Source organism: Propioniciclava tarda (genome assembly GCF_900182665.1).
Classification (GTDB): Bacteria; Actinomycetota; Actinomycetes; order Propionibacteriales; family Propionibacteriaceae; genus Propioniciclava; species Propioniciclava tarda.
In genome coordinates, this window is the sequence record NZ_FXTL01000015.1 from 1 (window position 1) to 22,479 (window position 22,479).

At 67.2% G+C, this 22,479-nt stretch carries 17 protein-coding genes; 2 read left to right on the plus strand and 15 right to left on the minus strand.

The features are described 5' to 3' along the window. Window positions 1–94 precede the first annotated feature (94 nt). The 11 genes from FN821_RS10960 to FN821_RS11010 form a co-directional block, all read right to left on the minus strand. On the minus strand, window positions 95–1,075 hold the full coding sequence (locus FN821_RS10960) for an ABC transporter ATP-binding protein (protein ID WP_131172648.1): 981 nt from the start codon (window positions 1,073–1,075) through the stop codon (window positions 95–97). 8 nt (window positions 1,076–1,083) lie between these two features. Beyond that, window positions 1,084–2,121, minus strand: a complete 1,038-nt coding sequence (locus FN821_RS10965; protein WP_131172649.1) for an ABC transporter ATP-binding protein — start codon at window positions 2,119–2,121, stop codon at window positions 1,084–1,086. Beyond that, window positions 2,118–3,134 carry an ABC transporter permease gene (locus tag FN821_RS10970; RefSeq protein WP_131172650.1) on the minus strand — a complete coding sequence of 339 codons (1,017 nt, stop codon included), beginning with the start codon at window positions 3,132–3,134 and terminating at the stop codon, window positions 2,118–2,120. Before FN821_RS10970 ends, FN821_RS10965 begins: the two co-directional genes overlap by 4 nt. A gap of 94 nt (window positions 3,135–3,228) precedes the next feature. Next, complete coding sequence (locus FN821_RS10975) at window positions 3,229–4,986, minus strand: ABC transporter substrate-binding protein (RefSeq protein ID WP_131172651.1); 1,758 nt, start codon at window positions 4,984–4,986, stop codon at window positions 3,229–3,231. A gap of 48 nt (window positions 4,987–5,034) precedes the next feature. Continuing rightward, a complete protein-coding gene (locus FN821_RS10980) occupies window positions 5,035–6,045 on the minus strand; it encodes an ABC transporter permease (RefSeq protein WP_206662097.1) in 1,011 nt (336 codons plus the stop codon). Window positions 6,046–6,266: 221 nt separating this feature from the next. Next, a complete protein-coding gene (locus FN821_RS10985; RefSeq protein WP_131172652.1) occupies window positions 6,267–8,084 on the minus strand; it encodes an ABC transporter ATP-binding protein in 1,818 nt (605 codons plus the stop codon). Further along, window positions 8,081–9,295, minus strand: a complete 1,215-nt coding sequence (locus tag FN821_RS10990; protein ID WP_131172653.1) for an ABC transporter permease — start codon at window positions 9,293–9,295, stop codon at window positions 8,081–8,083. The genes FN821_RS10985 and FN821_RS10990 overlap by 4 nt, the downstream gene beginning before the upstream one ends. Next, window positions 9,292–10,818 (minus strand): ABC transporter permease, encoded by a 1,527-nt coding sequence (locus FN821_RS10995; RefSeq protein WP_131172654.1) that lies wholly within the window; start codon window positions 10,816–10,818, stop codon window positions 9,292–9,294. Before FN821_RS10995 ends, FN821_RS10990 begins: the two co-directional genes overlap by 4 nt. A 122-nt stretch (window positions 10,819–10,940) precedes the next feature. After that, the gene (locus FN821_RS11000; RefSeq protein WP_131172655.1) at window positions 10,941–12,764 is read right to left on the minus strand and encodes an ABC transporter family substrate-binding protein; all 1,824 of its coding nucleotides are present in this window, start codon (window positions 12,762–12,764) and stop codon (window positions 10,941–10,943) included. Between the two features lie 248 nt (window positions 12,765–13,012). Beyond that, entirely contained in the window at window positions 13,013–13,435 is a 423-nt protein-coding gene (locus tag FN821_RS11005; RefSeq protein WP_241660228.1) for an RDD family protein, read from the minus strand. 23 nt (window positions 13,436–13,458) lie between these two features. After that, window positions 13,459–14,481: a hypothetical protein gene (locus FN821_RS11010; RefSeq protein ID WP_131172656.1), complete on the minus strand. Its 1,023-nt coding sequence runs from the start codon at window positions 14,479–14,481 to the stop codon at window positions 13,459–13,461. 139 nt (window positions 14,482–14,620) lie between these two features. Between FN821_RS11010 and glnA the strand changes: the two genes are divergently transcribed. Further along, window positions 14,621–16,051, plus strand: a complete 1,431-nt coding sequence (gene glnA, locus FN821_RS11015) for a type I glutamate--ammonia ligase (protein ID WP_131172657.1) — start codon at window positions 14,621–14,623, stop codon at window positions 16,049–16,051. Between the two features lie 166 nt (window positions 16,052–16,217). Here the strand turns inward: glnA and FN821_RS11020 are convergent, their stop codons facing one another. Continuing rightward, window positions 16,218–17,084: a DUF3048 domain-containing protein gene (locus FN821_RS11020; protein ID WP_165489344.1), complete on the minus strand. Its 867-nt coding sequence runs from the start codon at window positions 17,082–17,084 to the stop codon at window positions 16,218–16,220. Between the two features lie 306 nt (window positions 17,085–17,390). On the opposite strand from FN821_RS11020, the gene FN821_RS11025 reads away from it, so the two are divergent. Beyond that, window positions 17,391–18,626 carry an aminotransferase class I/II-fold pyridoxal phosphate-dependent enzyme gene (locus tag FN821_RS11025; RefSeq protein WP_241660229.1) on the plus strand — a complete coding sequence of 412 codons (1,236 nt, stop codon included), beginning with the start codon at window positions 17,391–17,393 and terminating at the stop codon, window positions 18,624–18,626. Here FN821_RS11025 and FN821_RS11030 read toward each other — a convergent pair. The 3 genes from FN821_RS11030 to FN821_RS11040 all read right to left on the minus strand — a co-directional run bounded on the left by FN821_RS11030 (window position 18,615) and on the right by FN821_RS11040 (window position 22,385). Continuing rightward, window positions 18,615–19,994 carry a hypothetical protein gene (locus tag FN821_RS11030; RefSeq protein ID WP_131172660.1) on the minus strand — a complete coding sequence of 460 codons (1,380 nt, stop codon included), beginning with the start codon at window positions 19,992–19,994 and terminating at the stop codon, window positions 18,615–18,617. The genes FN821_RS11025 and FN821_RS11030 overlap by 12 nt on opposite strands. Before the next feature lies 1 nt (window position 19,995). Then, window positions 19,996–20,844, minus strand: a complete 849-nt coding sequence (locus FN821_RS11035) for a sulfurtransferase (protein ID WP_131172661.1) — start codon at window positions 20,842–20,844, stop codon at window positions 19,996–19,998. A gap of 89 nt (window positions 20,845–20,933) precedes the next feature. After that, window positions 20,934–22,385, minus strand: coding sequence for a tryptophanase (locus FN821_RS11040; RefSeq protein ID WP_131172662.1), 1,452 nt, complete (start codon window positions 22,383–22,385; stop codon window positions 20,934–20,936). Window positions 22,386–22,479 lie beyond the last annotated feature (94 nt).

Here is a 22,479-nt window from a genome sequence, read left to right on the forward strand (position 1 = left end):
CTGACTCACCCTCGCCGCTCGACAGCCGCGACGGCGACCCACCCGCCACCCACGACCAACCCGCCGTCAGATAGACGCCTTGTTCAGCAGGCTCCTAGAGAACCGTGCGCACCTCGGGGTAGTGGCAGGCGACGATGTGACCGGGCGCCAGCTCGGTGGCGACGGGCACCTCGGACGCGCAGCGCTCGGTCGCCTTGAAGCAGCGGGTGCGGAAGACGCAACCGGACGGCGGGTTCTGCGGGCTCGGTAGGTCGCCCTTGAGCAGGATGCGCTCCCGGCCGCGGCGCGGCTCGGGTACCGGCACCGCTGACAGCAGCGCCTGCGTATACGGGTGCATCGGGCTCTCGTACAGGGTGTGGCGGTCGGCGACCTCCATGACCTTGCCGAGGTACATCACCATGACGCGGTCCGAAATATGGCGCACGACAGACAAGTCGTGGGCGATGAAGACGTAGGCGAGGTTTTGCTCGGCCTGGATGTCCTCGAGCAGGTTGATGACCTGGGCCTGGATCGACACGTCCAGGGCGGAGACGGGCTCGTCGCAGACGATCAGCTTCGGCTTGAGGGCGATCGCCCGCGCGACGCCGATGCGCTGCCGCTGGCCGCCCGAGAACTCGTGCGGGTAGCGGTTGTAGTGCTCGGGGTTGAGTCCGACGCGCTCCATCAGCCCCTGCACAGCGGCCTTGACGCCGCCCTCGGGCTTGACGCCTTGGATGTCGAACGGCGCGGCGATGATGGAGCCGACGGGGTGCCGCGGGTTCAGCGACCCGTAGGGATCCTGGAACACCATCTGCGCCTCGCGGCGCAGCCTGCGCAGCTCCTCACCCTTGGACTTGGTGACATCGCGTCCGTTGAACTCGATCCGTCCGGCGGTCGGCTCCAGCAGGCGCAGGATCGTCCGGCCGGCCGTGGACTTGCCGCAGCCGGACTCGCCCACGAGGCCGAGCGTCTCGCCGGCGTCCAGCGAGAAAGAGAGCCCGTCGACGGCCCTGATCGGGTCGCCCGGGACCTTCACCAGCTTCTGGGTGTGGGTCGGGAAGAACTTCTTGAGGTCAGTGACCGTCAGCAGGCTCACGTCGACTCCTACAGCTTCGGGGCGATGTCGGACGCGAACGTTTCGGCCCGCTGCGCCACCGGGATGTGGCAGCGCGACAGGTGGCCGAAGTACGACTCCGCGAGCTCCGGAACCACGCTGTCACACGGCTGGGACGCCAGCGCACGGAAGGCGCACCGGGGGTGGAACGCGCAGCCGGGCGGGACGTTGATCAGGGACGGCGGGTTGCCGACGACCGGGACGAGGCGCTCTTGCTTCACCCGATCCAGGCGCGGCATCGAGGTGAGCAGGCCCCAGGTGTAGGGGTGGTCCGGCCAATGGAACGAGTCGTCCACCGTGCCGTATTCGACGCACTTTCCGCCGTACATGACGAGCACCTGATCGGCGATCTCGGCGACGACGCCCAGGTCGTGGGTGATCATGATGATCGCCGAGCCGAACTCGCGCTGCAGGCCCCGCATGAGGTCGAGGATCTGCGCTTGCACGGTCACGTCCAGGGCCGTGGTGGGCTCGTCCGCGATCAGGAGTTCGGGGTTGTTGATCAGGGCCATCGCGATCATCGCGCGCTGGCGCATGCCGCCGGAGAACTCATGGGGGTACTGGTCGACCCGCTTGTTGGGGTTCGGGATGCCGACGCGTCCGAGCATCTCGACGACGCTGGTGCGGGCCGCCTTCTTGGACTCCGACGAGTGCACCTGGATCGCCTCAACCAGCTGCTGGCCGATCGTGTAATACGGGTGCATCGCCGACAGCGGATCCTGGAAGATCATCGCCATCTTGTTGCCGCGCAACTGGCGCAGTTCCTCGTCGGTGAGCTCGGTCAGGTCCTGGCCGTCGAGCCGGATGTGACCGGTCAGCTTCGCCCGGGTGCCGCGGTGCAGGCCCATGATGGCCAGCGAGGTCACGGACTTGCCGGAGCCGGATTCCCCCACGATCCCGAGCGTCCGCCCCTTCTGGAGCGTGAAGCTCACGCCGTCGACCGCACGCACGAGCCCGTCGTCGGTCGGGAAGTGGACCGACAGATTGTCGACTTCGAGAAAGGCTTTGGACGCCGTCGCCGGGCTCATGCGCCCACCTTCACTCGCGGGTCGATGAAGCCGTACAGGATGTCGACGACCAAGTTGGCCATGACGACGAACGTGGCGACGATGAGCACCATCGCGACGATGGTCGGCAGGTCCATGGTCGTGACCGAGTTGACCGCCAGGAAGCCCAGGCCGTGCATGGAGAAGACGCTTTCGGTGATGATCGCGCCGCCCAGCAGGCCGCCCAGATCCAGGCCGGCAGCGGTCACGATCGGGGTCAGCGAGGCGCGCAGGCCGTGGCGGAGGATGACCCGCCACTTGCCGGCGCCCTTGGCGCGAGCGGTCCGGATGAAGTCCTCGCTCATCGTCTCGATCATGTAGGCGCGGGTGAGGCGCATGTAGCTGGCGGCGAAGATGCAGGCCAGGGTGATCCAGGGCAGGATCAGGTTGATCGCCCAGTCGAACGGGTTCGGGAGGAACGGCTTGAAACTCGGCACCGGCACGACCCCCCATTGGATCGCGACGAACGTCAACAAGATCAGGCCGATGAAGAACGTGGGCAGCGAGTAGCCGATGAGGCCCAGGCCGACGACCAGGCGGTCCGGCCATTTACCTCGGTTGAGCGCGGCGATGATGCCGCCGCTCACCCCGACCAGCATCCAGAGCACGAAGGCGCCGAGGGCGATCGAGATCGAGACGGGCCAGGCCTCGCTGACCATTTCGTTGATGGTGCGGCTCTGCAGCGGCGAGTAGCCGAGGCACGGCGCTGGGCAGTGCACGACCTGCTCCGGATGCGCGGCGCGGAGCTCCGCGTTATCAGGGAAGTCGCGGCCTGTTGCGAGCCCCTGGACGAATTTGGCGTACTGGACGGGGACGGGCTGGTCGTAGCCCAGGGACTTCCGGTTCCCCTCCAGGATGGTCGGAGTGCAGTTCTTACCGCAGGTGTACCTGGCCGGGTCGATCGGCACCGCAAAGAAGATGGCGAACGTCGTGGCCGAAATGAGCAGGAGCATGACGACCATCTGGCCGAGCCGCCTGAGGATGTAGTAGAACACGCTTCTCCTTGGGTCGATCACCAAAGATGTCGGCCCGCCGCTACGGGTGGTGGTGGGTGGGGCGGCGCCGTCAGCGCACCCCACCCACCTCAGATCACTTCTTGACCCAGGCGGTCGCCACGTCGTAGTAACCGGTGAAGGTCAGGTTGACGTAGGCGTCCTGGACATTGCTGCCCTTGGCAAAGACGAACTTGTCGACGATCAGGGGGATCGCCGCGTAGTGCTTCGTCGTCAACTGGACGTCGAGATCGCCCCAGGCCTTCTCACGCACGGTGCCGTCGGCGATCGCGTTCGTCGCGTCGATGGCGGCGTTGAACTCCTTGTTGTCGAAGTAGCCGTAGTCCTGGCCGGGTCCGCCCGCAGTGATGTTCACGCGCGAGTCGAACAACGGCGCAATGACGGTGGACGCCGACGGGTAGTCAGCACCCCAGCCAGCCCAGTACGCGTCGTACTTGGACGCGGAGTCGGGCGACTGCAGCGTGCCGTAGTACTGCTTGGCCGGGATGCCGACCAACTGGGTGTCGAAGCCCGCGGCGTCCCACCCGAGCTTGAGGCCCGCGAACGCCTTGTCGAGCGTGTCGTTCTTGCGGTAGGTGACGGTGATCTTGACGGGCAAGGTCATGCCAGCCTGCTGCAACAGCGCCTTGGCCGCGGCCGGATCGCCCTTCTCGCCCGCGGGAAGCGGGGTGTTCGGGAAGGCCGGGAGTGCCGGGTTGATCATCGAGTTGGTGGGCTGAGCCAGCTCCTTGCCGCCGGCGGCGGTGACGTAGGCAGCGCGATCGGTCGCGAGGGCGAGAGCCTTGCGAGCCATCTCGTTGCTGAACACCTTGGACTTGTAGTTCGGCACCAGGTAGCGGGTGTACGGCGAGGGGACGGCCACGTAGCGGCCGGCAGCGCCGCCCTGGATGTTGGCCAGAGCCGTCGACGGAGCGTTGTCCGGGAACGCGATCGCGTTCTGGTCATCGCCCTTGTTGGCGATGAGGCGCTCGTAGAGGGTCTCAGCGGTCAGCGACTCGTCGATGGTGATCTGGTCCGGGTAGGCCTTGCGGATGTCGTCCGTCTTGGGATCCCACTGATCGTTGCGAACGAAGGTGCCGCCCTTGTTCTGCTCCCACGTGCCCTGCAGCTTGTAGGGGCCGTTGGAGAAGATCTGGTAGTTGGACTTGTCGCCCAGGTCCTTGTCGGCGCGGAAGGCGCCGAAGGCGGTCATCGTCACGGTGTTGTTGAAGTCACCCACGGGCTGCTTGAGCTTGAAGGTGATGGTGTTGCCTGAGCACGTGACGGCCTTGTCGTACAGGTCCTGGCCGGTCTTCTTGTAGGGGCCGGCGTACTGCGACGAGCCGTCCGCGTTGGTCGGGATGTCGATGAAGCCGATCGCGTAGTTCGGGCCGCCGGTGATGACGTCGACCGCGTAGGTGCGCGAGATGCCGTACTTAAAGTCGTCGCAGGTGACGGCCTTGCCGTCCTCCCACTTGAGGCCGTCCTTGAGGGTGAAGGCCCAGGTCTTGCCGCCGTCGGACGCCTTGCCGGTGTCGGTCGCGGCGTCCGCCACGAGCTTGGCCTGCTCGGTGTCGGACTTGACGGTGCCCCACGTGGTCAAGGTGCGGGCGAAGAGACGGTTGCCGAGCTCGATCTGAGCGCCGACGTAGGTGCGCTGGGGATCCCAGTGCTCGGTCTGGGTGCCGCTCAGCAGGCGCAGCGTGCCGCCCTTGACGGGCGTCCCGGCAGCTGCCCCACTGGACGCCGCAGGCGTCCCGGACGCGCCCGGGCTCGTCGCCGAGCCGCACGCGCTGACTGTGAGGGCTAGGCCAAGACCTGTCGCCACGACGGCGACGAGCTTGGTGTTCTTCATGTGGGGCTCTCCTTCTTGCGGTTGGTTGGGTGGTGGATAGGTCGTGGATTACTGCCGGTCGGCCTTCGGATCCAGCGCATCGCGCAGACCGTCGCCGACAAGGTTGAACGAGAGGACCACGATGAACAGCGTGAGCCCCGGGAACATGAAGTACGCCGGGTCGGCCCGCGCGTAGTGCACCGAGTCGTTCAGGATGGAGCCGAACGACGGGGTGGGCGACTGGATGCCAACACCCAGGAAGCCGAGCGCCGCCTCCGTGGCGATGTTCTGCGGAAGCACCATGGTGGTGTACACGAGGATCGGCGCCCACAGGTGGGGCAGCAGCTCCTTGAAGTAGATGCGGCCCCGACGCGCGCCCAGCGACTGCGCCGCCTCGATGAACTCACGCTGCTTCAGCGACAGCACCTGGCCGCGGATGATGCGGGCGAAGTAGGGCCACCCGAAGAAGCCCATCACGCAGATCATGAAGGCCATGGACGCCGGCGTCCGGGGTGCACCGGTGGCCGCCTGGATGATGTCGATCACGATGGTGGACAGCGCGATGAGCATCAGCGTCTGCGGGAAGCTGAGGACGAAGTCGATCACCCGGGACAGCAGCGCGTCGACACGACCGCCGGCGGCGCCGGAGACGATGCCCAAGACGGTGCCAACCACGACCGAGATCATGACGGCCAGCGTCGCGACCACGAGCGAGACGGTGAGTCCGGCGATGACGCGCGAGAACACATCCCAGCCGGTCGCGGGCACGACGCCCATCCAGTGCTGTGGCGACACTCCGCCGAACGGCCCGATCGGCATGGAGCCCCAGCCGCCCAGCAGTTCAGGGTGCGGCGTCTGGGGGTCGATCAGCTTGGCCGCCTCCAGCAGTGGCGCGGCGAGCGCCAGCACCACGAAGAAGATCGCCACGAAGAAGGCCACCATCGTGACCCGGTCCTTGAGCAGGCGACGGAGCGCGAGGCGTCCGGGCGAAAGTCCCTGGATCGCGCGAACGGAGTCGGTCGGCGCAGCGGGGGCCATGGGATCGTCTGTTCCCGCGGAATAGCCCAGACCAGTCGTCACGGCCGCTCCCCTCTGGTCCCTAGAAGCACACACGGCCTCGGCGGGCTCACTATAGAGGCGCGGATACACCCCTGCGAAGACCTTTGCCGCATCATTGTTCGAACGACTCTGAAACAAGCGTGAAATTCTCCGCCCTAGCCGGCTCAACGTCAAGCGCAACTGACGGCGAAGACGCCGTGGGCGACGTTTCGGCAACGTCGCCCACGGCGTCCACACGGCTCTCAGCTGACGATGTGCTCGCGCTCGATGATGGCGTCGCGGAGCTCGCGTCGCCGCCTCTGGTTGTCAGGATCAGGCACCGGGACGGCCGACAGAAGCCGCTGGGTGTAGGGGTGCTGCGGGTACGTGACGATGTCGCTCGTCGCCCCCACCTCGACCAACTTTCCGTGAGTCATGACCGCGATCTTGGACGACACCATTTCAACAACGGCCAGGTCGTGGCTGATGAAGAGACAGGCGAAGCCGTACTGCTCCTGCAGGTTGGAAAAGAGCTTCAGCACCCGCGCCTGGACCGACACGTCCAGGGCGGACGTCGGCTCGTCGGCCACCAAGAGCTTCGGGTTCAGGGCCAACGCTCGGGCGACGCCGATGCGCTGCTTCTGACCACCCGACAGCTCGTGCGGGTACCGGTTGCGGTACGACCGGGGCAGCTCCACGGAGTCCAGAAGATCCTCGACGCGCTTGCTCAGCGCCTCGCCCTTCAGCCCCTCGTGAAGGAGGATCGGCTCGCCGATGGACTCTCCGATCGGCAGGCGGGGGTTGAGCGAGCTGCCCGGGTCCTGGAAGACCATGCCGACGGTCCTCCGGAAGGGCTTCAGCTCCTGGTTGTTCGCACCCGTGATGTCGATGCCGCAGACCGTGATCTTGCCCGCCGACACCGGCAGGAGCGCGACCGCTGCGCGTCCGATGGTGGTCTTGCCCGAACCGGACTCCCCCACCAGGCCCATCACCTCGCCCGGGTTGAGGCGGAGGTTGATGCCCTCGGCGGCACGGAACGCCGGCCGACGTCCCTGCTTCGGATACGTGATGTCGACGTTTTCGAGCAGCAGGGCCGGGACGACCGACGGATCGTCGGCCGGCTCCAGCGCCAGGAACTCGCGATCCTTGACGACCAGGGCGTCGCTTCGTCCGTCCTCGATCCGGGTCTCGCCCAGGTGCGGCACAGCGGCCAGCAGCGCCTTGGTGTACGGATGCTGCGGGCGGTAGAAGACGTCAGCTGCGGTTCCGTGCTCGACGACCCTGCCGTCCTTCATGACGATGATCCGGTCGGCCATGTCGGCCACCACGCCCATGGAGTGCGTGATCAGGATGATGCCGGCGTTGACGCGCGTCCGGAGTTCGCGCATCAGCTTCAGGATCTCGGCCTGAACCGTGACGTCCAGGGCCGTGGTCGGCTCGTCCGCGATGAGCAGCTTCGGATCGCAGGCCAGCGCCTGGGCGATCATGATGCGCTGCCGCTGACCGCCCGAGAGCTGGTGCGGGAACTTGTTGAAGCTGTCCTCCGGATCGGGGATCTCGACCAGACGCATCAACTCGATGGCCCGGACCTTGGCGTCCGAGGGGTTCATCAGGAAGTGCGTGCGCAGCGTCTCGACGATCTGGAAGCCCACCGTGTAGACGGGGTTCAGCGCCGTCATCGGCTCCTGGAAGATGACCGAGATCTCGTTGCCGCGGATCTCCCGCAGCTCGCTCTGCGGCATCCCCACGAGCTCGGTGCCCTTGAGCTTGGCCGAGCCGGTGGTGCGTCCGTTCTTGGGCAGCAGGCCGATCAGGCTCATCGACGACTGGGTCTTGCCCGAGCCGGACTCACCCACGATGGCCAGGACCTCGCCGGCCTTGAGGTCATAGTCGAGGCCCTCGGCCGCGGTGAACCAGGAGTCGTTGACCCAGAAGTTCACCGTGAGATCGCGCACCTCCAAGATGACGTCGCCTTGCTTGACCTCGGCGCCGGTGCTTCGGGAGAGACGCTGGAAGCTGTCGAGGGCGACCTTGGGTGCCGGAGCCGCCGCGCGCTTCGGTGCGGGGGTGGTGGTGCTCACTTCGCCTCCTGAATCGCCGCGGCGGGATTGGCTGCCGCAAGTTCACGTGCTGCCTTCTTCATCGCCCGATCCGACGGGATCTTGCGCGTCCGAGGATCGAAGGCGTCCCGCAGTCCGTCGCCGATGAAGTTGACGCTCAGCGCGATCAGGATGATGAACAGACCGGGCCACCAGAACAGCCACGGACGCGTCGCGAACGCACCCTGGTTGTCGGCGATCAGCAGGCCCAGCGACACGTTCGGCGGCTTGATGCCGAAGTTGAGGAACGACAGCGCCGCTTCGAGGGTCACCGCGACCGACATCAGCAGCGTGACGTTCACGATGATGACGCCCATCGCGTTCGGCAGCATGTGCTTGGTGATGATGCGCCAGTCACTGGCCCCCGCCACCCGGGCCGAGTCGACGAACTCGCGCTCGCGCAGCGACAAGAACTCGCTTCGCGTGAGGCGGGCCAGGCCCGTCCACAAGATCATGCCCAACACGACCGCGAGCAGCAGGGGCATGTTCGCCTTGAGCGCCTCGCGCTGGGCGGCCGTGGCGTCCAGCTTGATGGGGATGACGTCCAGGAGGCGTCCGAGGACGGCGCCCAGGATGAGCACCGGCAGGGTGATGATCAGGTCGGTGAACCGCATCAGGACCATGTCGATCTTGCCGCGGTAGTAGCCGGAGATCGAGCCGATCGTCACGCCGATGATCATCGCCGTGAGGCCGAGCACGAGCATGACGAACAGCGACGTCTGGACGCCGCTCATGACGAGGGCGAAGTAGTCGGAGCCGATGCTGTCCTGGCCGAACGGGTGGTCGCCAATCGCGAACCCGCCACCCGCGAACGGGAGCCGCAGCGACGGCTCGCCGCCGTTGACCATGTCGCCGCTTCGGGTGTGGTCCTGGTACTTCCAGAGGCCCCGAATCGGCCCCAGGCCCATGGTCAGGACCGACATCAACGTGATGGCTGACAAGGTGATCAGACCGAACAAGGCTCCGCGGTGCCTCAGGAAGCGGGCCCGGACGATCTGGCCCTGCGAGAGACCCTCGGTCTCCTTGGCCTGGCCGACGCCCTCGCCGCGACCCGTCGCTCCGTCGGCCGTCAAAGCGGCGTCGACGGGGGCGAGGTCGGAGGCGATATTGGGGTCGGACGCGGTTGCCGCCTGCTCTGCCTGGGGGCCCTGGGCGGCGCCGCCCCGCACGGGGCTGTCGTCGTAGTTGGTCATGCGTCCACTCGAATCCGGGGGTCGATCACGGCGTACAGGAAGTCGGCGATGAGGTTGGCCACCATGGCGAGGCCGCCGGTGATCATCACGTAGACCATGATCGGGTCAACCTCACTTTGGGCGAGGCTCGTGACGAACATGCGTCCCATGCCTGCCCAACTGAAGATCGTCTCGGTGATGACCGCGCCGCCGATCATGGCGATGAAGTCCACGGGAACGATGGACGCCAGGGGCATCAGCGCGTTGCGCAACGCGTGGCGCACGATGACCAGACGCTCCGGGAGGCCCTTCGACCGGGCCGTCCGGATGTAGTCCTGGTTCATCACTTCGAGCATCGCGCCGCGCTGGTAGCGGGTGTAGGTCGCGAAGGAGATCAAGACCAACGCGATCGTCGGCAGCAGCAGGTGCGTGAACCGGTCCAGCTGGGTGATCCAGAAGTCACCGCCGAGCCCGGGGGTCTCGGCGCCGATCGTCGCGATCGGACGACCGCGGATGGTGCCCATCTGGCTGTACTGCTGCCAGCCCTGGAACACCCGATCGATGAAGACAAGGACCGAGACCACGATGGAGACGATCACCGCACCACGCATCGAGACCGCGCGGTCAGGGCCGCCCCACAGCCAGCCGATGAGGGCGCCCACGGCGATCGCCAGCACCAGGAGGCCCAGCATCCACAGCATCGACATCTCGACGTAGAAGAACAGCCACTGGCAGCCGTACCAGGCGCCGATACCGACCACCGCGGCCGTCAAGGCCGCGCCCAGCGCCCGGCGGTTGTTCAGGCCGGCGAACAGGACGCTCACCACGAACGCCGTGGCGAGAGCCATGAGCGAGACACCGATGATGCCGATGGAGGGGTGCTGGACCCACCCCGAGAGCAGGGCGTAGGCCAGGACGCCGAACGTCGCGGCGAACGCGCAGACGAACACCATCAGCTTTTTGCGAGGTTCGCCGCCGATGGCGCCGACCCAGAAGAGACCAGAGACCAACGCCACACCGCCGACGATCATCCAGTTGATGGTGGGCTCGTTGATGTAGTCGTTCAGGCCGATGGCCAGGAACTGCTTGAGGAGCACGGCCACCCAGAAGATGGGCAGCGAGTACATCAAGAAGGAAACGAAGGTGATGGCGTAGTCGAACGCCGTGTACTGCCGCAGTGCAGAGACGACACCAATCGTCACACCGAGCAAGATCGCGATCACCGTTGATGCGAAGACGAGCTGGATGGACGTGGGGATGGCGGTCGACAAGATTGCGTTGACGGGCTGCCCGCTTCGCCAGGCCATGCCGAAGTTGCCCTGGACGAAGCGTCCGAGCCAGTGCAGATAGCGAACCCAGACGGGCTGATCCAACTCGAGCATGGCGACACGGTTGGCGATCATGACGGGGCGGTTGGGGGAGGGATTGGTGCGCAGGTCATCGAGCGGGTCCAGTGCCACGTCCAACAGCAGGTACATGAGGATGGACAACACGAACAAGATGCCGAGCGCCAGCCCTAGGCGCCGCGCAAGAAACTTGAGCATCGAGGTTAAGCCCCTTCTGGAATGAGCTGAGGGTGTTGTTACGCGAAACGGGGGGCACCAGAGAGAGGATCTCCGGCGCCCCCCGCCTCAGTCAATGGTCAACTGCGACCGAGCCGTCAGGCTCAGGCGAGCTGCCACTCCCAGGCATTCCAGAAGAAGTTCGGCGACAACGGGGTGGCCGAGACGTTCTTCAGCTTGTTGGACGACGTGGTGATCTCCGGGAACTGGAAGATCGTCGTGCCGAAGGCGTCGTCCACGAGCAGCTTCTCGATCTTACCGAGAATCTCGGTCTGCTTCGCAGACTCCGTCGTGCCGAGGAGCTCGTCGAACAGCTTGTCCACGGCCGGGTTGCTGTAGCCGTAGTAGTTGTTCTGGCCCTTGGTGCGGTAGTTGGCATCGGACTCGCCAACAGCCAGCGAGGTGGACTGCCAGCCGAAGAGGGCGGCGTCGTACTTCGTGGTGTCGGGGAGCAGCGAGCCCCACTTCTCGGCGGACTTGTCCTCGACCTTGAAGCCAGCAGCCTCAGCGGCCTCCTTGATCAGCTGGAACTCCTGCTGACGACGCGTGTTGGTCGAGGCGTAGAGGAAGCGGACCGTGGGCGGGGTGGCCAGCCCGGCGCTCGCCAGGATGGTCTTGGCCTTGGCCGAGTCGCCGCCGCCGTAGGCAGCCTCCATACCGTTGGCACCGGCGATCGCCGCGTACGCGGGCGAGGACGGAACGGTGGTGAAGGAGTTGCGGATCGTGGCGTTCGGGTTGAGCGGCTTGATCAGGTTGTCGATGATCTTCTGACGCGGGATCGAGGTCAGGAAGGCCTGGCGAACGAGCTTCGCCTTGTTGGCGTCGCCGCCGTAGGCCTTGGGATCGAACGGGCCGCCGTTGTTCTGCGCCATGTCGACGTGCTCATACGTGCCGCCAGCGGCGGTCTGCACGGTGACGTCCTTGAGGGCGGTGACCTGCTTGAGGATGTCGGCGGTGGCCTGCGGCTGGGTCACGAGGACCTCGCCGTTCTGCAGGGCCTGAACCGAAGCCTGAGCGTCAGCGATGAAGCGAACCGTGATCTTGTCGAGGTTCGCCTTGTGCGAGCCCTTGTAGTTCGGGTTCTTCGACAAGGTGATGTACTGCTTCTCCTTGGCGTCCGTGATCGTGAACGGGCCGCTGCCGACGACGATGTCCTTGTCGGTGGGCATGTTCATGAACTTGTAGCCGGTGTTCCAGAAGTTGGCGATCTTGCCCAGCTTCTCGGCGTCCTTGTTCTTGACCGCGTCGATGACGGCCTGGGCCGCTGCGGTGTTGTCGGTGAGGCTCAGTGCCTTCTTCGCCGTGATGTGCGCGGGCACGCCCACGGGCGTCATCGCGCTGATCTCCCAGTCGACGTACGGCTTGCTGTACGTGAACGTGGCGGACTTGCCGTTGTCGCCGACCTCAGGCATGTCGGTGATCAGCTTGTAGCCGATGCTGGCAGCGTTGAAGTAGACCTGCGTGCCGGCGTTGGCCGGGGCGAGACCGTTGTCGTCGAGCGTGGGCTCGTACGTGTTGCGGTTTCCGGACAGGGCGACCCACTGCAGGATCATGTCCGCCGCGGTGACGGGCGTTCCGTCGGACCAGGTGGCGGTGTCGGCCAGGGTGACCTTCACCTTGAGCGGGTTGTCCGAGAGCTTCTCGTACTTGCCGAAGCTCGGGTTCTGGATGACCTTGAGGTCCTTGTCGTAGTACCCGATGGAGTCGTTCGCCATGTACGTGATGTTGGCGTTCGCCGTGGCGTTCTGATCCTGCGTGGCGTTGTTGTACGACTCGAAGGCCTGGTTCCAGGCGACGTTGACCTCACCACCGGTCTTGACGGCCGGTGCGGCGGTCGTGCCGCTGGTCGTGGGAGTTGGGGTGCACCCCCCAAGGGCGAGCGCGCCAGCGACGACTGCCGTCGCGGCTGCTAGAAGCTTGCGATTCAATGTTCCTCCACTACTCGATCGGCGCGGATTCCCTCCGGTACGGATCCACCGGAACTTAGAGACTACGGCCGATGATGGCACTTCCGACAGGGCAACACGTGCAGACTCGACCTGGGTCCGAGACCTTGACGCGTCCTAGGACGACATCGTCGGTGTTGCCTGTACTGCGTTGCGCACCATCATGCACGAATCGGTTGGCACGGCAATGGGGCCAGGCAGCGCCGCTTGGCGACGGCTGCGTTTAACAATTACCTTGTCGTGAGCACCACGGTGTTCAGCAACAGGTCATCTAGAGCGCGTCGATGAGGCCCAACGACGACGGCCGGCACGACCAGACACACCAGGGCCGCGCGCAGCACGCTGGTCGCCAGTGTGAGCCGCGCGCCATCGAGACGCGCCACCTGCACCCGCATCAACCGCTGCCCGAAGCTCGCGCCCAACAGCCACGTGAGAACGGCCTTCTGAACGAAGAAGGCGGCCATGGGCATCCACACCCGCCAGCCAGAGCCCGTCATCACTCCCGGTCCGAAGATCCCCATCGCGACCAGCATCGCGGCCGACCAGTCGATGATGAGCGCCGCCAACCGTGAACCCCAGGACGCCAGCGCCCCAGGTCCCGAGCGGGGTAGCCCTAGCGCCACCCCCGGTTCGTCCTGCTGCGTCGCGTCCACGGACGGCACCCTCGTGTGCGCGTTCACGACCGACCGGACGCCGCAGCGCGCCTCGCGGCGTCCCGGCCCTTGGCCAAGCCGCGCAGGGCGAACACGGACATCCAGAACAGGACGAGGCACACTGGGACGAGGACGACCCAGGAGTACAGGCCGACCTGCCCGAACGCGAACTCGGGCATGGTGTGGCCATAGGGCTTGATCATCCCCGGCATCGCCAGCTGCGGTTTGGCGAACAGCGAAATGGACGACAGGACGTCGCCGCCCATCGTCAGCACGAAGGTCAGGGCCGCACACAGCCCGATGCCCGCGATGCTGGTCGCCAGCAGAAAGATGAGGCGACTCGCGGCGTCCATGGCCGGACTGGATCCCGAGTGGGCGAACCGACGTCGGCGTCCGGTCTCGACGGCGACCGCCACCAAGACCATCGCGACGACCGCGCCGAGAAGGGGCAGTCCGTAGTACCAGCCAGGCCAGGGCGTCGTGACACCGTTGGGCGTCCACTCGAAGTCCTTCGGGAAGCCGTCGTAGCTGTAGGACCACTGGGTCAGCGAGGCCTGGGGGTAAGCCGAGAGCCGCGTGCTCGGCGGGTCCGCGACCGACACGAGGCCCGCTGCCGCCGTCAGCACCACCAGCAGGGATGCCACGCCGATCAGCACCATGAGCGCGCGCCTCTCGAAGGCGGGCTGCTCGCCTAGTCCCGAGGTCGAGCCTGGACCCCGGAGGCCGACCAGCAGCGGAAGCAGCGCGGCCGCAGCCACCAGGGGGCCGGCAGCGGCCGGGGCACGGTCCAGGTCCGCCAACGCCCACCCGAGCACGGCGGCCAGACAGCCGACCCCCACGATGACGATCGACGCCCCGCCGGCGCGCGCGGCGGACGCGAGCCTCGGGGCCACCTCGCCGGACTCGTGGGCGACCATGTAGAGGGAGGACAGGTCCTTGTCGTGGCCCTTCGTCGCCTTCCGGAACAGCCAGTCGGCCGGGAGCAGGGCAAGCACCGCCACCGGCGTCCCGAAGACGATCAACAGCAGGGGCAGCGAAGCCAGCATGTTGCACAGGCTAGAACGGACGCCGGACGATTCCGAACCGGCCGCCTCGTAACGTGGCTGAAACAAGCGCGCAACTGCGCGGTGACGTGGCGGCGCTAGCGTCTGCGGCGTTCGAGAAACCCAACTTTGCGGAGGAATGATGTTCAAAGGCGCCGACGACCTGTTGGCCTATGTCAAGGAAGAGGGCATCGAGACCATCGACTGCCGCTTCTGCGATCTGCCCGGTGTGATGCAGCACTTCACGATCCCGGCCGCGTTCCTGACGCCCGAGATCTTCGAGGACGGCCTCAGCTTCGACGGCAGCTCGATCCGCGGCTTCCAGAAGATCCACGAGTCGGACATGACGCTGCTGCCGGATCCGACCAGCGCCTTCCTGGACGCCTTCCGCAAGTCCAAGACGCTCAATCTCAACTTCTTCGTCCACGACCCGCTGACGAAGGAGGCCTACAGCCGGGACCCGCGCAACATCGCCCGCAAGGCGGAGGCGTACCTGAAGTCGACCGGTATCGGCGACACCGCGTTCATGGGCCCCGAGGCCGAGTTCTACGTCTTCGACGCGATCCGCTTCGAGACCAAGGCCAACGCCGGGTATTACCACATCGACTCGGAGGCGGGCGCCTGGAACACCGGCCTCGAGGCCGAGCGCGGCGGGGATGCCAACCGCGGGTACAAGGTCAAGTACAAGGGCGGCTACTTCCCGGTGGCGCCGGTCGACCACTTCGGCGACCTGCGCGACCAGATGGTCAAGCACCTGCAGGACGCGGGCCTCGTCATCGAGCGCGCCCACCACGAGGTCGGCACGGCCGGACAGTCCGAGATCGCGACCCGCTACGGCACCCTCATGGAGGCGGCCGACAACATCATGAAGTACAAGTACATCGTCAAGAACACGGCCTGGGAGGCGGGCAAGACCGCCACCTTCATGCCGAAGCCGATCTTCGGTGACAACGGCTCGGGCATGCACGTGCACCAGTCCATCTGGAAGGACGGCAAGCCGCTGTTCGCCGACGAGGCCGGCTACGCGGGCCTGTCGGATCTGGCCCGCTGGTACATCGGCGGCCTGCTGCATCACGCCCCGTCGCTGCTCGCGTTCACCAACCCGACGCTGAACAGCTACCACCGCCTGGTGCCGGGCTTCGAGGCGCCGGTCAACCTGGTCTACTCGAGCCGCAACCGCTCGGCCTGCATCCGCATCCCGATCACCGGCCCGAACCCAAAGACCAAGCGCATCGAGTTCCGCTGCCCGGACCCGTCCGCCAACCCGTACCTCGCCTTCTCGGCGATGCTGCTGGCCGGACTCGACGGCATCCAGAACAAGATCGAGCCTCCGGCCCCGATCGACAAGGACCTGTACGAGTTGCCCCCGGACGAGCACGCCGAGGTTGCCCAGGTGCCCGGCTCGCTCGAGGCCGTCCTGGCCGCGCTCGAGGCGGACCACGACTACCTGCTGGCGGGCGACGTGTTCACCTCGGATCTCATCGAGACCTGGATCGAGATGAAGCGCGAGGACATCAACGCGGTTCGGCTCCGTCCGCACCCGCACGAGTTCGAGCTCTACTACGACATCTGATCGTCGAAGCACTGGCCCCGGCTTCTGCCGGGGCCAGTGCTCGTTAACTGACGGGTGCGCCTGGTGGACGTCCCACGAGGGCGGCTCGCGGCTACGGCGTCAGAAAGAGAGTCGTTGGGACGCCGAAGGCGGCCCCGGTTTCCCAGGACCGCCTTCGGCAAGCAGGTCAGGAGACCGTCACGCCCTGTCCCTGGGGAACGAGCAGCACCCACGTCGACCCCTTGGCGAGCTGCATGTCCTGGCCGTCCGCGGTCTTGAACGCCGTCGGGGACGCCGCGTCGGGACGCGTCCAGGTGCCCTGCCAGGACTTGCCCTCGCGCAGCAGGATGGCCTTGCCGGTGCCGGTGACCTCGACCAGCGGGGTGACCACGCCGTTGATGTCGCGGTTGCCGGACGGCTTGGTGACGACGTACTGGACGATCACGTTGGCCGCCTCGACCGGCTTGCCTCCGGTGAGGACGTCGACCTCTTGGCGCCCGTCCGACGTGATCAGGTACTTGCCCGCGGACGACGCGTAGGAGAACGAGATCGTCGAGCTGGTCCACGAGGTCCTGACGGCCGTGCCCGAGGCGCCGCCGGTCGGGGCGGTCCCGTAGTAGAAGCCGACGTCGCCGGGCGGGACGCTCCCCCCGGCCCGCTGCAGCAGGACGCTGGTCGTTCCGATCACGTCGTAGGGCTTCGGACGCCCCGCCTCGCGCGTGTAGCCGGTGCGGTCGGCGTCGAAGGAGAGGTTGACCTGGGTGCCCTTGTTGATGCGGGCCATCGTGTAGTCGGAGGCGCCGGAGAAGGCGAACGCCACCTTGGTGCCGTAGTTGGCCAGCAGGTCGACGTCGGACTCGCGGGTGCTGCGGACGGGGCCGACCTTTTCGGGCAGCGTCGAGGAGAAGACGGCCAGCAGTCGGGTCAGGCCCGCCTCGACGGGCTCGACGTACACGACATCGGCCGAGGACGTGCCCACGCGCGGATGCGACGGCCGCGTGTGGTCGATCTTCACCGCGAACACCTGGCTGCCGGTGAGACCGGGCTTCGTCATGGTGGGCGTCGCGGACGGGGTAGGCGTAGCGACGCTCGGGGTAGACGAGGTGGTCGGCGCCGTCGAGAGCGCTGACGTCGGACTCTGCGCAGGAGCTCCACCGCACGCGGTCAGGGCCAGCGCCGCAGCGCCCGCGAGAAGGGTGGCGCCGAGACGATGCGTCCGGCGTTGGGCGGAAGGGGTGATGTCGCGTCGGTTCATGGTGCTTGGCATGCTAGCCACGCATCAAGGCCCCACGGCCCAACCGACCACATTCCGTTCGACGAGCCGCGATGCGTCCCGGTGGGGTCCGCTAGCGTTCGGCTGGTGAGCAGCGTTTCGAGCCCCGTCCCTGACGTCAGCGGCCCCTGGCAGGACGCCGCCCGCGGGGCGGCGCTGCTGGACGCCGACGGGCGGGGGCGTCCGACGATCTTTGCCGAGATGAGCGCACTGTCGCTCGCGACCGGTGCCGTCAACCTCGGCCAGGGCTTCCCCGACTACGCCGGACCGCAGGAGGTGCTGGACGCCGCCGTCGCCGCCATCCGGGCTGGCCGCAACCAGTACCCGCCGGGGCGCGGCGTCCCGGAACTGCTGGACGCGATCGCCGAGCATCATGATCGCTTCTACGGCATCGCGCTCGACCCGAAGACCGACGTGCTCGTCACCGCGGGGGCCACCGAGGGCCTCGCCGCCATCTTCCTGGCGCTGGTCCGGCCGGGCGACGAGGTGGTCTGCTTCGAGCCCTACTACGACGCCTACGGCGCCGACATCGCCCGCGCGGGCGGCGTCCAGGTGAACGTGCCGCTGCGCTGGCGTCCGGCGACCCTGACCGACGCGGCGACGTTCGTCCTTGATCCGGCCGACCTGCGCGCGGCCTGCTCCGAGCGCACCCGGATGATCGTGGTGAACACCCCGCACAACCCGACCGGCACGATCTCCCGGGATTCGACGTTGGAGCTGATCGCCGAGCTGGCGCGCGCGCACAACGCGATCGTCGTCTCGGACGAGGTGTACGAGCACCTCATGTTCGGGGTCCCGCACCACCCGATGGCGTGGTTCGCCCCCGAACGGACGCTCACGCTGGGCTCGGGGGGCAAGACGTTCTCGGTCACGGGCTGGAAGTGCGGCTGGATCACGGGTCCGGCCGAGCTGATCGACGCCGTGATCGGCATGAAGCAATGGCTGACCTACGTGAACGGCGCGCCCTTCCAGCCGGCGATCGCCACCGGCCTGCGTCTGCCCGACGCCGTCTACACACGCGGGGCCGACGAGCTGCGCGACCGTCGGGACCTGCTGTGTTCGGCCTTGTCGGAGGTCGGTTTCGAGGTGGCGTTGCCGGACGCGGGCTACTTCGTCATCGCGGACGCCGCACCGCTCGGCGCGGTCGACGGGGACGCCTTCTGCCGCGGTCTGCCGGAGCGCTGCGGGGTGGTGGCGATCCCCGTGACCGCGTTCTGCGCCCCGGGCCGGGATGATCTCGCGACGCTGGTCCGGTTCGCGTACTGCAAGTCGGACGACACGCTGGCCGAAGCGGCCCGGCGGCTGAGGACGTTAACGCGGTAGCAGCTTGCCCAGCGCCGGCCAGTGCTCGATGAGGTTGGCGGTGAACGGGAACTGGCTGACGCCCATGTTCGACCAGGGGTTCAGGCAGCCGACCAGCGCGATGACGGCGGCCACCGAGAAGAGCACCCAGAACAGGCTCGGCCACCACGGCCACGCCGGCCGCCAGCCGAAGGACGCCGAGGCGTCCGCCGCCTGAACGCCCCGGGTCGACCAGCCGAAGGCCAGGAAGAAGAGCAGGAGGGGCAGGGACGGCACGAACCAGCGGATGCTGTAGCTGTACCCGCTGAAGTTCGTCGACGAGGCGATGTAGTAGCCCCACAGCACCGCCGTGCAGGCCAGCACCATCGCCGCCTCGCGGGCGAGCGGACGCTGCGCGCGCAGGCCTGCGAGGCGTCCGGACGCGAGGACGACGGCAGGCAGGACGAGCGGGTTGTAGACCAGGAAGCCGCGGGCGCCGATCAGGCAGCCGACGGTGTACGAGACCAGCGCTCCCCCGCTGAACCGGGACGCGCCCGTCAGGTCTTCACGGCGCCACGGCGATCCGGGCCAGAGGTAGTAGTCGGCCACCAGCGTCAACGGCACGAGGCTGCCCGAGATGGCGACGTTGACCGCCTCGCCCGGCGCCAGGGCGGCGAGGACGGCGAGCCCGTAGCCGAGCAGGCCGCGGCGGAGGCGTCCGTCAAGAAGAATCAGGACGCCGACGCCCGCTGCGTACACCAGCACCGGGAAGTCGGCGGCGGCGGCCAGCCCCAAAAACGCCCCGGACCACACCAGGGACGAACGAACGGCGTCGGTGTGGACGGCGCGCAGGTAGGCGAACCAGCCGGCTGCGACGGCGGAGGCGGCCAGTCCGTGGTTGCTGAAGACGGCACTGAAGGTGAGGTAGAGCGAGCCGATGGCGAGGGCGATGGTGGTGGCGAGGCGGGCCGTCTCGGAGACCGCGATGAAGCGAAGGCCCTTGTAGAACGCAACTGCACCGCCCCACCAGGCAGCCTTCGAAACCAGCAGCACGACCAGGTAGTAGGCGGCGTTGACCCCGAAGTCGAGCTTGATGCCCAGGGCGCTGATGGGCCAATAGACGAGGGCCGCGATCAGGGACGGCGTGATGGGCTTGTCGGAGTAGAAGTGGCCGTTGACCCAGCTCTTGTCCTCGCCCGTGACGAACGGGGTCTGGTCGATGATCAGCGAGTGGTGGTCGACCAGCGCCGAGACCGCGGCCATCCGGCTGGCGTCGTTGGCGCTCCGCACCTCCGGCAGGATCGTCGCCAAGGCCAGCACGGCCAGGCCGATGAACAGCCAGCGCGCCTCGGGTGTCAGGCGCGTGTCGGACGCCGTCGCCGCGGTTTGGTCGGGGGCGTCGCCACTCACCTCAGTGCGCGACACCGTGCGGGTCGATCACCGGACGAGAGCCGGGCTCGGGTCCGGTGGCGGCGGGACGTTCGGTGGCGGCGTACTGTGACCACGAACCGACATAGAGGCGTCCGCGGCCGAGGCCGGCGTGCTCCATGGCGATCAGGTTGTGGCAGGCGGTGACCCCGGAGCCGCAGTAGGCGACGACCTGGGAGGCGTCCGTCACGCCCAGCTCGGCGAACCGTTCTCGGAGTTCATCAGGGGAGCGGAAGGCCTGCTCGGGCGTCAAGTTCTGGCCGAAGAAGGCGTTAAGGGCGCCCGGAATGTGGCCGGCGCGGGGATCGAGGGGCTCGGACTCGCCGCGGTAGCGGGCCGGGGCCCGGGCGTCCAGGACCAGTTCGGCGGTGCAGGCGTCCTCGATGGTGGCGAGGTCGGTTGGGGGCCAGGGGCGCGGGGTGAAGTCGCCCGGCGTGGGCTGAAGGTTGCCCTCGTCCAGGGGGCCTGCCCACGACGTGAGCCCGCCGTCGAGCAGCGCGGCGTCCTGCCCGAGCATGCGAAGCATCCAGACGAGGCGACCGGCAAAGGCGCCGCCCGCGTCGTCGTAGGCGACGACCACTGAGTCGTCCGCGATGCCGCAGGCGCGCATGCCCTCGGCGAACACCTCGGGCGTCGGCAGCGGGTGGCGTCCGGACTCGGGGGTCGCGGGTGCGGCGAGCCAGCGGTCCATCTCGACGAACACGGCGCCCGGCAGGTGGCCGGTGAGGTAGTCCGCCCGCGCGTCGCGTCCGTCCAGGTAGTGGCGGACATCCGCCACCACGGCGTCCGGGACCTCGACCAACCAGGCAGCATCAACGACGGGAGGGATCATGGCCCCACCCTAGTTCCAGGGTTGAACGGGATCGACCTTACGAACCCTCGCCTTGGATCAGCAGGCCCACACCTGCGCACCCACGAAGGTCAGAGCGAGTCGCCGAAGTCCTCGCGGAACTGGGCCACGAGCGCGGCCGGCCAGTCCGAGCCCTTCGGTGCAAGGCGTCCGAAGAAGAACCGCAGGATCTCGGGCTCCTCGGTGAACTCCATGCCTCCGATCAGGCGGCGGTTCTGGTAGAGCCAATCGAGGCGGTCGATGGCGTAGTTGAGCTGGCTGAGCGTGAAGACGCGACGCGGCAGCGCCAGCCGGACGAGTTCCATGTGGGCGAGCGGCTCGGACCCGTCCGCGTTGCGCTGCTCCGACATCGTGCCGCGTTCCATGCCCCGGACGCCGGACGCGATGTACAGCGCGGACGCCAGCGCCGCGGCCGGGTAGTCATGCTGGTCGAGGTGGTCGAGGAAGCGCATCGCATCGATGTGCGCGCCCAGCCCGCCGGGCGGGGTGATCACCGGGACGCCTCGGCGCTCCAGCTCGCGGACCATGTAGTCGATGAAGATCGGACCCTGGTTGATCATGTCCAGGTCCATGGTTTCGTCGAGGCCGACGGTGATCGCCTCGATCTCGCGGACGCTCATGCCGCCGTAGGTCAGGAAGCCCTCGAACAAGGGGATCAGCTCGCGCAGCTTGTGGAACAGGCGATCGTCGCGGACGCAGATGCCGCCGCCGCGTCCGAAACCGACCTTGCGCGCTGAGAAGTAGATGACGTCGTACAGGTCGCACATCGCGCGCATGATCTCGCGCACGTCGAGGTCGGCGCAGGACGCCTCGCGCGTCTTGCAGAAGTAGAGGTTGTCGGCGATCAGGGAGGCGTCCATGACGAACGGGATGCCGTGGTCGCGGCAGACCGCCGACACCTCGGTCATGTTCGCCAGCGAGACAGGCTGGCCGCCGATGAGGTTCGTGCCCGCCTCCATGCGGACGAACGCGATGGCGTCCGCGCCCTTGTCGGAGATCAGCGCGCGCAGGGCAGCCACGTCCATGTCGCCCTTGAACGGGTGCTCGCTCGTGACCTGCAGGCCCTCGGGCTTGATCAACTCCAGCACCTCTCCCCCGTTGGCGACGACGTGCGCCTTCGAGGTGGTGAAGTGGTAGTTCATCGGCACATACGTGCCCGGCTTCACGAGCACGGTCGACAGCAAGTGCTCGGCGGCGCGGCCCTGGTGGACGGGCAGGAAGTGCGGCATCCCGAAGATCTCGACCACTTTGTCACGCAGCCGGGTGAACGTGGCCGAGCCGGCGTACGCGTCGTCGGCGCGGAACATCGCGGCCTGCTGGTCCTGGCTCATGGCGTTGACGCCCGAGTCGGTCAGCATGTCGAGGAAGACGTCCTTGTTCTCGAGCAGGAACGTGTTGTGCCCGGCTTCCTGGGCCGCCACCAGCCGCTCCTCCACCGGCAACAGATTCAGCTTCTGGATGATCCGCACCTTGTGCATTTCGACCGGATACTGCTCGCCACCGAAGAATTTCACGTTGGACATGGGGGGCTCCTCGCCGTGCTGCGGCGCCCGCCGTTGGACGCGACGCCAAGTCTTGCAGCGCGTGTCGGCCGACTCAGAGGACGACCGGACGCCG

Bases quoted from the DNA above. Each gene is read 5' to 3' on its own strand.
- FN821_RS10965 (WP_131172649.1), bottom strand. From the start codon at position 2,121: ATGAGCCCGGCGACGGCGTCCAAAGCCTTTCTCGAAGTCGACAATCTG.
- FN821_RS11020 (WP_165489344.1), bottom strand. From the start codon at position 17,084: ATGACGAAGCCCGGTCTCACCGGCAGCCAGGTGTTCGCGGTGAAGATC.
- FN821_RS11010 (WP_131172656.1), bottom strand. From the start codon at position 14,481: ATGCTGGCTTCGCTGCCCCTGCTGTTGATCGTCTTCGGGACGCCGGTG.
- FN821_RS10995 (WP_131172654.1), bottom strand. From the start codon at position 10,818: ATGCTCAAGTTTCTTGCGCGGCGCCTAGGGCTGGCGCTCGGCATCTTG.
- FN821_RS11040 (WP_131172662.1), bottom strand. From the start codon at position 22,385: ATGTCCAACGTGAAATTCTTCGGTGGCGAGCAGTATCCGGTCGAAATG.
- FN821_RS11035 (WP_131172661.1), bottom strand. From the start codon at position 20,844: ATGATCCCTCCCGTCGTTGATGCTGCCTGGTTGGTCGAGGTCCCGGAC.
- FN821_RS10975 (WP_131172651.1), bottom strand. From the start codon at position 4,986: ATGAAGAACACCAAGCTCGTCGCCGTCGTGGCGACAGGTCTTGGCCTA.
- FN821_RS10990 (WP_131172653.1), bottom strand. From the start codon at position 9,295: ATGACCAACTACGACGACAGCCCCGTGCGGGGCGGCGCCGCCCAGGGC.
- glnA (WP_131172657.1), top strand. From the start codon at position 14,621: ATGTTCAAAGGCGCCGACGACCTGTTGGCCTATGTCAAGGAAGAGGGC.